The following is an 11,608-nucleotide window of genomic DNA, read 5'->3' as shown; positions in this document are numbered from 1 at the left end:
CGTGATTCTGGATGACTTCGACTCCCGACCGGGGAGCGCTACCTCACTGCTGCGCACCTTTGTTGGCTCGCAGTTGCGCCAGTTGGGCGGCTGGATCTCGTCGGCGCAGCTTGTGCGCATCATGGAGGCATTGGGAGTTCCGGCCAATGGCGCTCGCAGTGCGATCGCTCGAGTCAAGTCGAAGGGTTTGCTCGTTCCTGAGGTTGTCAACGGTCAGCCGGGGTATCGGGTGCATGGTGACGCGGTGCCCATGCTCGAAAGTGGTGACCGCCGCATTTTCAGTTTTCGACAACAGCGCGAAGACGATAACTGGTGTTTGATCTCGTTTTCCATTCCTGAGTCGCGCCGGGATGCACGTCACCAGTTGCGCCGACGGCTGGGCTGGATCGGCTGTGGAACCGTCGCAACGGGTCTCTGGATTTGCCCGGCATCGCTCAAGGATGAGGTTCTTGCGATTCTTGAAGACCTCGATCTGCAGGAATGCGCAACGCTGTTCATCGCAGGAAGCCCTGAAACAGACCGCCCGCTGTCGGATGCCGCAGCTCAGTGGTGGGATCTGGATCGCTTGCGCGAATTGCATGAGCGTTTCCTCGCACAGCACTCCGCTCAGGTGGGCCCGGCCGCGAGCGACGCCGAAGCCTTCGCTCGCTACATTCATGCTCTTGATCAGTGGCGAGTGATCCCGTATCTCGATCCTGGGTTGCCGAACTCGGCGCTTCCGTCGGGGTGGCCCGGCCAGGCGAGTCTGGAACTCTTTGGGCGCATCTCCCGCTCGTTGGCTGCACGTGCACACGCTTTCGCGCGCTCCTCTGTGCGCTAGCCGACGAGTGATGTGGCGAGCCTGCTGGGCATGCAGCATCCGGGTAGCCGCTAGATGCGCACACGAACAGTGGGTTACGCGCACATGAGCAATTCGCCTTAACCCTTGGAATTGGCTGTGAGCGGGGCTATCGTCTGTCATACCCCTAATGGGGGTAGACCACAGATTTCACAACTCTCGAGGGGACTGCCCGCTATGCATTTTCGAAGCAGTAGGCCAACGCGACTCACGATAGGGGCTCTTGCCACATCGTGTGCGATCGCGTTGACTACGATCACAGCTCCGGCCGCACTTGCCGCCGACGCAACGGCAACTATTGCCGATGTTCAAGGCACAACAGCATCGAGCCCCTTGGTGGGTTCTACCGTCACCGTTGATGGTGTCGTTACTGCTGACTACCGCGGAGCTTCCGGCTACCGCGGCATCGTTATTCAGACTCCCGGATCAGGCGGGGTGAGCGATGCTACGCCCGGCGCCTCCGACGGAATCTTCCTCTACCTCAACAACCTGAACCCCGCTGTCGCCATTGGCGACAAGGTCAGCGCGACCGGCCCTGTCGACGAACGTTTTGGCCAGACTCAGCTAGGTGCGGGCGCAACTCCTGCCACCGTTGAGCTGGTTACCGCCGCAGCAGACCTCGCAGACGCAGACACGGTTCAAGCAACGGCGCTTGATACCAGTGTTGTCGGCAATGATCGTGAACCCTTCGAGTCGATGCTGGTCGCCCCCACCGGCGACTACCTCGTCAGCTCAAGCCACCAGCTCTACAACTTCGGCACGCTCTGGCTCAGCCCAGAAGAACTCGCCGTCAAGAGCACCGAAACCACGGATGCCGGCGATGCTGCAAACGCGATTGCCGCCGCCAACCGTGCGAGCCGCATTTTCCTCGATGATGGCTACAGCATCCAGATTTCTAACGGTGCTCACCCCGGCGACCAGCCATATTTCTCGGCTGACACTGTTGTGCGCAACGGTGACACCGTTGAGTTCCCCGCGAACCCTTACATTCTGAGCTACGGCTTTGACGACTGGCGTTTGCAGCCGACTGTTGCGATCAATGACTCGAGCGCGGCGGAGTACCGCCCCACGTTCGCGTCGACGAACCCGCGTGAAGAGTCGGCTCCAGTAGTTGGCGGAGACTTCAAGGTCTCAGCATTCAACGTCTTCAACTACTTCACAACTCTCACAAGCGAAGACCCCGATGCGCGTGGTGCAGACACCGCCGAAGAGTTTGCGATTCAGCAGTCGAAGATTGTTGCCGCGATCAACTCGCTCGATGCGGATGTTGTTGGTCTCCAAGAGATCGAGAACTCCATCAAGTTGGGTGGCGGCCTCGACGAAGCGCTCATGGACCTCGTGGGTGCTCTCAACGCGGCAGCCGGCGCGGGTACATGGGATTACGTTCGCACCCCGGCAGCACTCAATGATGCGGCGATCACCGACTTCATCACGAGCGCGATCATCTTCAAGCCGGCCTCCGTCACCGCGGTGGGCGACAGCTTCACTGCCGTTGACGAGACGGTGTGGGACATTGCGCGTGAGCCGATTGCTCAAACTTTTGAGTCGAATGGCGAACTCATTACGGTTATCGCCAACCACTTCAAATCGAAGGGTGGCTCGGGCGCTGAACCTGCTGATGGTCAGGGAAAGTTCAACACTGAGCGTGTTGAGCAGGCCACCGCGGTGAAGGCGCTTGTTGACAGCATTTCGGCTGATCCAACCAAGAGCGATCAGGTTGTTCTTGTGGGTGACTTCAACTCCTACTCTGAAGAAGACCCAGTTCAGGTGTTCACTTCGGCTGGCTACGTTGACACTCTTGCTGCCACGACCGACGATCGATATACCTACACCTTCGATGGTGAACTGGGATCACTCGACCACATCATTGTGTCGCCGTCGCTTGCCGACCACGTGACGGATGCTGCTGTCTGGAACATTAACTCCCCAGAATGGTCAGACCGTGGCTACGCGTATGCGGCAGCTGAAGCGGGAACCGTATTCCGCTCGAGTGATCACGATCCGATTAGCATCGGCCTCAGCACTGAGGCGGTGCCCGTCGAGATCGAAATTCTGACGACGAACGACTTCCACGGTCGCATCGAAGCCGGTCGCGGCATTCCTGGAGCAGCTCAGCTCGGTGGAATGGTGAACTACTGGGAGGCACAGAACCCGAACACAACATTTGTTGGTGCCGGTGACTTCCTTGGTGCATCCACGTTCACGTCGTTTATCCAGAACGATCAGCCCACAATTGATGTGCTCAACGAAATTGGGCTCGCCACGAGTTCGTTCGGTAACCACGAATTCGATCAGGGTCGCGCCGATGTTGACGACCGCATCCTGGATGCCGCCGACTGGCCCTACCTTGCAGCGAACCTCTACGACCGGGCTACGAACGCTCCGGCCTATGACGAGTACTTCCTGCAGGAGTTCGATGGCGTGACTGTCGGATTCATTGGTGCCGTCACCGAGGACCTCAATGAGCTGGTCAGCCCTGCTGGCATTGCCTCGCTGGAGATTCGCAGCATCGTTACCGAGGTTGATCGCGTTGCGGACTACCTCACCGACGGCAATGACGCTAACGGCGAAGCCGACGTACTCGTCTTGCTCGTTCATGAGGGTGCGGCATCCACCGATATCGCGGCGTCAACTGACGATTCGGACTTTGGCAAGATCGTCACGGACCTGAGCCCGAAGGTTGAAGCAATCGTTTCGGGTCACACTCACCTGGCCTACGACCACGAGATCGCGATTCCCGGTATGGACCGCCCTCGACTGGTCATCTCGGCGGGACAGTACGGCTCAAACTACGGTCACTTCGACCTGACGGTTGACCCGGCAACGCAGGAGATCATCTCCTTCAGCGCCGAGGTGTTGCCCATTGAGGGCTTCGAGCCTGACTTGGCTGTGCAGGCAATCGTTGACGAAGCGACCGCTGTTGCTGACGAGTTGGGTTCGGCCAAGGTCGGCGAAATCTCGGCGAGCATGTTCCGTGCGGTTCAGACTCCGGTAGTGGGAACCCCGTTCCCGGAGAACCGCGGTGGAGAGTCGACACTCGGTAACTTTGTTGCTGACGTTCAGCTCTGGGCAGCATCCGATTCGGGTGCAGAGATCGCCTTCATGAACCCTGGTGGTTTGCGTACCGACCTCGTCTATGAATCCTCGGGGCCCAATGACGCTGACGGTGATGTGACCTACCGTGAGGCAGCCAACGTGCAGCCCTTCGCGAACACTCTTGTCACGCTGACACTCACGGGTGCCCAGCTCAAGCAGGTTCTTGAAGAGCAGTGGCAGCCCGCTGGCGCTCAGCGTCCGTTCCTCAAGCTCGGTGTTTCTGAAGGACTCACGTACGTCTATGACCCCGCTGCGGGCCAGGGTGCACATGTGACTGCGATGTACCTCAACGGTGTTCCGGTGGATGCTGCAGCCAACTACAAAGTGGTTGCTAACTCCTTCCTCGCGGCTGGTGGCGACAACTTCGCTACTCTCGCTGCGGGCGCGAACCCGACCGACACCGGACGCGTCGACCTGCAGGCCATGGTCGACTACTTCGAGGAGACCCCGGTAGCTTCGCCGCCGTTCGAACAGCGCGCTATTGGTGCTGTTGTTTCGGCTCCGGATGCTGACGGCTACAACCCCGGAGACGACGTCACGCTCGATCTGTCGTCGCTCACCTTCAGCCGTGGCGGATCAGATGCCACCACGGTCGAAGTATCGGTTGACGGTACCGTGCTCGGTTCGGCAACAATCGACCGCACCATCGTCGATACGACGGATGAGCAGGGTCGCGCAACAGTGACGATCACGATCCCGGCTGGAGTGCCTTCGGGCATGCTCGCGCTGACCGTAGCGGTGCCGGGAACGGATACTGCGATTGCGGTTCCGATCGAGGTCACCGCAACGGCAGAAGCAATCGAGAACACTCGTGCTCCGAGCATCCGAGGCACGGTTGAGGTTGGTAAGACCGTCAAGGCAATGCCGGGACGGTGGAGTGAGCGTTCGGCAGAGTTCAGCTACCAGTGGCTGCGCGATGGTGAGCCGATTGCCGATGCAACCGACCGTCGCTACCGCATCACGACCGAGGACATCGGCACCGAGTTGAGCGTGCAGGTCACGGCCAGCAAGGACGGTTTCTCAGACGGTGTGGCTGTATCGGACGCCCAATCAGTGGAGAAGATCTCGTCGCGAGTCAGCACGAGCCTCTCCTCTTGGTTCGTGTGGGGCAACCGCTCGGTCACCGTCGATGCCAGCGTCAAGGTTGGTAAAGATGGCACGTCCGCTGGCGAGGTGACCTTCTATGACGGTCGCACCGCTGTCGGAACGAGCACGGTAGACAATCGCGGCAATGCTTCGCTGGAACTGCCGAAGCTCAGCCGCGGTATCCACTTCATTTGGGTCGAGTACTCCGGTAACGCCACTGTGGAGTCGAGTTTAAGCTGGCCACGACTGGTGTTCGTCTTCTAGATGACATCGGGCAGCTAGCCGAATAGCGCGAAGAGGGTCCCGTTCTGCGGGGCCCTCTTTCGCGTGTTACCCAGTTTGATGAAATAAATTTGGCGCACAGATTGCTGGTAACTATGGTGAGCAAGCTCCCATCGATCTCCTACCTACGAAGGAACCCCTGAATCATGGCTAGTCGTATCTATAACAACGTCACCGAACTTGTCGGCAACACACCGTTGGTTCAGCTCAACTCCGTAACAAAGGGCGCTGGCGCGACAGTGCTGGCCAAGCTTGAGTTTCAGAACCCGTCCGCAAGCGTGAAGGACCGCATCGGCGTCGCCATCATCGATGCCGCCGAGAAAGCCGGTGCGCTCAAGCCCGGCGGAACCATCGTTGAGGGCACCAGTGGCAACACCGGTATCGCTCTGGCAATGGTTGGTGCGGCTCGTGGTTACCGCGTCGTGCTCACGATGCCCGAAAGCATGAGTAAGGAACGCCGGATGCTGTTGCGCGCCTTTGGTGCGGAACTCGTCTTAACCCCCGCCGGCGAAGGAATGCGTGGCGCTGTTGAGAAGGCGGCCGAGATTGTTGCCAACACTGAAGGTGCAGTCGCGGCCCAGCAGTTCGCCAACGCAGCGAACCCTGCTATTCATCACGCAACCACGGGCCCCGAGATTTGGAATGACACTGACGGAACCGTCGACATTTTCGTCGCCGGAATCGGAACCGGCGGAACGATCACCGGCGCCGGCAGCTTCCTCAAAGAGCAGAACCCCGAAATCAAGGTTGTGGCCGTTGAGCCAGAAGAGTCCGCAATCCTCAACGGTGGCGCTCCTGGTCCCCACAAGATTCAAGGAATCGGCGCCAACTTCGTTCCAGAGATTCTTGACCGCGATGTGTATGACGAGGTTCTCGACGTCAACATCACCCAGTCGGTAACCATGGCCCGTCGTCTCGCAGCAGAAGAGGGCATCCTCGCTGGCATCTCCTCGGGAGCGACAGTGCACGCAGCACTCGAGTTGGCTAAGCGCCCCGAGAACGCCGGCAAGACCATCGTCGTGATTATCGCGAGCTTCGGCGAGCGCTACCTCTCGACTTTGCTCTATGAAGACCTCGTCGACTAAGAGCACCGTGTACTAGCGCGCTGCTGCTCGCCCCACGTGCTGCAGCGCGTCGCAATTATCAATTCATTGCCCACCTCAACTGATGGATAGCCCTATTGTTTCCTCGAACCCGTGAAGATATCGCTGCTGTGCGTACGCGCGACCCCGCAGCGCGCGGAGCTTTCGAGATCTGGCTGACCTATTCGGGCATGCATGCGGTGTGGGGTTACCGCTTCAGCCACTGGTTGTGGACTGCGCGGGCGCACTTCCTCGCCCGCGTGGTCTCCCAGTTCGTTCGTTTCTTGACCGGAGTAGAGATCCATCCTGCAGCGCAGCTTGGTCGCCGCGTGATCATCGACCACGGGTCTGGTGTCGTCATTGGTGAGACCGCCATTGTTGGCGATGACGTACTCATCTACCACGGTGTCACTTTGGGTGGCACGAGCTCTCAGGGTGGCAAGCGGCATCCAACTCTCGGCAGTGACATCGTTGTCGGGGCTGGGGCCGCGATTCTGGGCGATATCACTATCGGCGCGGGCTCGGTCGTTGGTGCCGGAGCCATCGTGGTTGCGGATGCGCCCGCCGATTCTCTACTCGTCGGTGTCCCCGCCGTTGCGCGACCCAAGCGGGGCACCGAAGCTCCCCGCGACAGCTTCAACTACACCGACCCCGCGATCTACATTTAGGCTCTGGTGCACTCCTGATTGGGGCGATCGTGTGCAGCCCATTTGTAAGTTATGCTCAACCCCATGACGTCAGTTGAGACAGCGCACATCGAACCAGAACCCAGCGGTGTGGCCCAGAGCGGCATCGCCGTTGAGCATGTCGGGCGATCATTCGGCGAAGTGCACGCCGTGCGCGACGCAAGCTTTATCGCTGAACCGGGCACCGTCACCGGGCTGATCGGGCCCAACGGTTCGGGCAAGACCACGCTCATGCTCATGCTGGCTTCGCTGTTGAAGCCGGATGTTGGCAGCATCCGCATTTCTGGTCATGATCCTGTCACCGAGACTGCTGCGGTTCGCGCGCGGCTGGGATGGATGCCCGACGTGCTCGGCTCGTGGTCGAGCCTCAGCGTTCGTGACACCCTCATCTACACGGCGCGCATGTACGCAATGGATAAATCTGCCGCAGCAGCGCGCGCGGCAGAACTCATCACTCTTGTTGATCTGCCTGAGCTTGCCGACAGCCCAACGCGCGTACTCTCGCGGGGCCAGAAGCAGCGATTGAGCCTGGCCCGCGCTCTCGTGCATGAGCCCGACGTGCTGCTGCTCGATGAGCCAGCGTCGGGTCTCGACCCGGTTGCTCGCGCCGATCTGCGAATTCTGGTGCGGCGTCTCGCCTCTGAAGGCAAAACCCTGTTGGTGTCGAGCCACGTACTCTCCGAACTCGATGAGATGGCCGACGGTGCCGTCTACATCTCCAAGGGAGTGACGGCGTCAGCTGAGGCACTTGCGCGCAGTCGCGCCAGTGCTCGACCGTGGCGCATCCGCTCGAGTGATGTGGTGGCACTGCGCGCGGCACTTGTTGCCGACGGCATCGACGAGGATGCGATTGCAACCGACCGCACCGAGCTGCTTGTTGCTCTCGAAGGCGAAGCTGCGGCATCCGCCCTGCTTGCTCGCTTGGTGGGAGCGGGGGTCGCGATCAGCACTTTTGCTCCTGCTGTCGGCGACCTCGAACACACTTTTATCGACTTGAGCGCCGAGGACTCGAAATGACCGCATTCTTCTCCGGTGTCGGAGTAATTCTTTCGCTCGAATTGCGCCAACGCGTGCGTACCGTCAGCTGGTTCATCCTGCTCGGGGTGTTTGTGGGCCTGATTCTGATCGTCACGGTGCTGCTGTCGTTTGCCCTCAACGGCTTCGGCAGCCCCAATGACGGTGGTGGTGGCGTGTATTCCACCATCATCTACTTCGTGCTGCTGTTGGGCACTCTTGTTGCGCCTGCCCTCAGCGGCAACGCCATCAATGGTGATCGGGATGCGGGAACTCTTGCCACCACGCAGGTGACGCTCATCACGACCGGCCAACTGATCATGGGTAAGTTTCTCTCGGCGTGGATTACCGCGCTCGCCTTCTTGATCGCTGCGATTCCGTTTCTCATCTACGCCGCGATTGTCGGTCAGCTTCGGGTGAGCACGATTGTTGTTTCGGTCATCGTATTGGCGGTCGAGCTGGGTGTCGTTGCCGCCGTCGGTGTGGGGCTTTCTGGGCTGATGACGCGCCCCTTGTTTTCGATTGTTGTGACGTATCTTGTGGTGGCTGCACTCAGCGTTGGCACCCTGATTGCGTTTACGCTGGGCGGCCTTGCGCTCCAAACAACCGCAAAATCGGTCTTCAGCTATGGCACGGAATACAACGCCGACGGAATTCCGACACAGTGTTCGACACCCGAGGAATACGAGTATCAAACCCCGCGCTTCGATTTGTTCTGGGGCGCTCTCGTCGCCAATCCTTACGTGATCTTGGCCGATGCGGTGCCTACCGCCTACGACCAGAATGACCAGCCGACCGACCTGTTCGGATACTTCAAGTTGTCGGCACGTATGACCCAACTGCCCCAGAGTGCCGGTTATGAAAGCACTGTGTGTGTCGTCGGACAGCCCGAGCAGCCGTCTTCCGAGTATTCGAATGCGCGAGACATTATCGAATCCACGACTCCCGGATGGGCCGTAGGGCTTGCAACACACCTCGTACTTGCCGGTGCTCTGCTGGCCGGCGCGTGGTTTCGTACCACAACGCCAGCAGCCAGGCTGAGCCGCGGGAGCCGCATCGCGTAAACGATGTGGCCCGTGCTGAGCTAGCCCATCGTGTTGACGATAAGCCCGATGTGAGTGAAGAAGTTGAGAGCGCCGAAGAGCAGAAATACGACTCCACTCAGGGCGAGCGCAACCCCAGCAATCCACTGAACCTTGGTAGGGGTGCTGCGCACAGCGAAGGTGCGGGTGGCGAACGGGAACAGTAGTGCACCCAGACCAACCAGTCCGAACAGTCCCGACATGAAGATTGCTTCGACCCAGGGCCACTGGGCGAAAGCGCCAGAAATGGGTTCCTCCGGCGGGGCAGCGAAGAGCTGGAAGATGATTCCCGCGAAAGCGATAGCGATGAGGGAAAGCCCGAGGCCGAAGATGAGCACGCCAAGCGGCTCCGCTGTGCGGGCAACGGAGCGTGCAGCATCCGCTGACTCTTCGAGCACTGCGGCTCGACGCCACAGTACAAAGCTCGCAGCCAGCAGGAGAACACCAAACGCAAGGCTTGGTTCTCCGAAGATGATGTTGTCGAACGGGAAGTAGGCGGCAAACGGCCATGTCAGTGTCATATGAGCGCCCGTGATCGTGAGTATCAGGCCCAACACGCCGAAGTTGACAGCGTAGCCTCGGAAGTCGATCTCGGTGCCCGCCATCAGCCGTCTCGCAAACAGAACAAGGCTGAGCAGGCCTGCTCCGGCTGCCACCGCCATGATCGTGTTGTAGGTGGGCATTTGAGTCCAGTCAATTACTAATCCTTGATCCATAATTCCAGTGAACACCCGCACCTATGATTACTCAAGCTTTCAGCAGTGGGGCGCACAAATGTCACACCAGCTTCGCCAAATGTCTCATTCCGGTTTCGGTCGACGAAAGTGGACAGTAAGCGCTTGCATAAATCTGCGGGTGTGCCTTAGCGTGAATCTTGAACACGCTCGCCCGGGTCTCAGCTACCCCAACGACGAGTTCAGCGCTGCAGTTGTTCCCCCGCATACTGATCGGCTTGCGGGCAAAACCTCGACGAGGAGGATTTGTATGATTTCCCACCACTATCGACGAGCCATACTTCCGATCGCCACTCTCGGCATCGCAAGCTTGGTTCTCACCGGCTGCGCATCAGGATCCGGTGGCACAGACGGCGCCGGCGGACCCGGCGATGCTGGCGATGCTGACGGCATCGTCACCATCTACGGCACCATTGCTGACACCGAGGCTGAACTTCTTGAGGAGTCTTGGGCTGCCTGGGAAGATGAGAACGGCATCGACATTCAGTACGAAGCCAGCAAAGAGTTCGAAGCCCAGATCAGTATCCGGGCCCAAGGCGGCAACGCTCCCGACCTCGCAATCTTCCCGCAGCCTGGTCTGCTCGCAGACCTCGCATCGCGCGACTACATTCAGCCAGCCCCCGAGGGCGTTAAAGCCAACGTAGAAGAATATTGGTCCGCAGACTGGGCGAACTACGCCACCACGGGAGACACCCTCTACGGTGCACCACTGATGGCCAGCGTTAAAGGTTTCGTCTGGTACTCGCCAGCGCAGTTCGCTGAGTGGGGTGTAGAAGTTCCCACCACGTGGGATGAACTGCTCACCCTCACCCAAACAATCGCTGACGAGACGGGCACCGCACCGTGGTGTGCAGGATTCGGATCGGATGCCGCAACGGGCTGGCCAGGAACCGACTGGGTTGAAGACCTCGTGCTTCGCCAGGCCGGACCAGAGACGTACGACAAGTGGGTGTCGAACGAAATTCCCTTCAGCGACCCCGCCATCGTCTCGGCCTTCGATTCCGTCGGTGAAATTCTCTTGAACCCTGAATTCGTCAACGCGGGATTCGGTGACGTGAAGTCGATCGTTACTACCCCGTTCGGTGACCCGGCTCGTGCGCTCGGTGACGGCACCTGTGCACTCCACCACCAGGCATCGTTCTTCGACGGGTTCATCCAGGACCCCAAGAACGGCAACGCTACGGTCGGACCGGATGCTGACATCTGGGCCTTCGTTACTCCGTCCGTTGAGGCCGGCGGCAACGCCGTCACCGGTGGTGGCGAAATCGTTGGAGCCTTCTCGAACGACGAAGAAACCATCAAGGTTCAGGAGTTCCTCTCGAGCCCCGAGTGGGCAAACACTCGCGTGAAGCTGGGCGGTGTCATTAGCGCCAACAACGGCCTCGACCCCGCAAGCGCGAGCAGCCCGATCCTGCAGCAGGCCATCACCATCCTGCAGGACCCCGACACGACCTTCCGCTTTGACGCATCCGACCTTATGCCGGGTGTTGTTGGCGCTGGATCGTTCTGGACAGGAATGGTCGACTGGATCAACGGCAAATCAACCGAAGAGGTGCTCTCAACTATTGACGCCTCATGGCCATCTGAATAGTTCGACACCGTAGTTCGAGACAGGTATGACGTGCGGGCTGGGAAACTCTTCCCGGCCCGCACCCATATCTGTTGCTCTACCGCCGAGGTGTCGTAGAGTCACAGAAGTAGAGAGAGT

The 11,608-nt window shown here is 59.6% G+C and carries 8 protein-coding genes; 7 read left to right on the top strand and 1 reads right to left on the bottom strand.

The genetic code is table 11. The features are described 5' to 3' along the window. Position 1 precedes the first annotated feature (1 nt). The 6 genes from AADH44_RS12035 (at position 2) to AADH44_RS12010 (ending at position 9,148) form a co-directional block, all read left to right on the top strand. Positions 2-820 (top strand): PaaX family transcriptional regulator C-terminal domain-containing protein, encoded by an 819-nt coding sequence (locus tag AADH44_RS12035; protein ID WP_341953084.1) that lies wholly within the window; start codon positions 2-4, stop codon positions 818-820. Between the two features lie 264 nt (positions 821-1,084). Next, positions 1,085-5,284, top strand: coding sequence for an ExeM/NucH family extracellular endonuclease (locus AADH44_RS12030; RefSeq protein ID WP_341953083.1), 4,200 nt, complete (start codon positions 1,085-1,087; stop codon positions 5,282-5,284). 164 nt (positions 5,285-5,448) lie between these two features. Further along, positions 5,449-6,387: a cysteine synthase A gene (gene cysK / locus AADH44_RS12025; RefSeq protein ID WP_341953082.1), complete on the top strand. Its 939-nt coding sequence runs from the start codon at positions 5,449-5,451 to the stop codon at positions 6,385-6,387. 95 nt (positions 6,388-6,482) lie between these two features. Then, entirely contained in the window at positions 6,483-7,052 is a 570-nt protein-coding gene (gene cysE, locus AADH44_RS12020; protein ID WP_341953081.1) for a serine O-acetyltransferase, read from the top strand. A gap of 63 nt (positions 7,053-7,115) precedes the next feature. Beyond that, complete coding sequence (locus AADH44_RS12015; protein WP_341953079.1) at positions 7,116-8,087, top strand: ABC transporter ATP-binding protein; 972 nt, start codon at positions 7,116-7,118, stop codon at positions 8,085-8,087. Then, positions 8,084-9,148, top strand: coding sequence for an ABC transporter permease (locus AADH44_RS12010; protein WP_341953078.1), 1,065 nt, complete (start codon positions 8,084-8,086; stop codon positions 9,146-9,148). The genes AADH44_RS12015 and AADH44_RS12010 overlap by 4 nt, the downstream gene beginning before the upstream one ends. A 20-nt stretch (positions 9,149-9,168) precedes the next feature. Here the strand turns inward: AADH44_RS12010 and AADH44_RS12005 are convergent, their stop codons facing one another. Then, positions 9,169-9,882, bottom strand: a complete 714-nt coding sequence (locus AADH44_RS12005; RefSeq protein WP_341953076.1) for a DUF981 domain-containing protein — start codon at positions 9,880-9,882, stop codon at positions 9,169-9,171. 268 nt (positions 9,883-10,150) lie between these two features. Between AADH44_RS12005 and AADH44_RS12000 the strand changes: the two genes are divergently transcribed. Beyond that, positions 10,151-11,491: an ABC transporter substrate-binding protein gene (locus AADH44_RS12000; RefSeq protein ID WP_341953074.1), complete on the top strand. Its 1,341-nt coding sequence runs from the start codon at positions 10,151-10,153 to the stop codon at positions 11,489-11,491. Positions 11,492-11,608: the final 117 nt, after the last annotated feature.

This window comes from Salinibacterium sp. TMP30 (assembly GCF_038397785.1).
GTDB lineage: Bacteria > Actinomycetota > Actinomycetes > Actinomycetales > Microbacteriaceae > Rhodoglobus.
The sequence above is the reverse complement of the archived record's forward strand: the minus strand, read 5'-3'. Positions and strand labels throughout refer to the sequence as shown.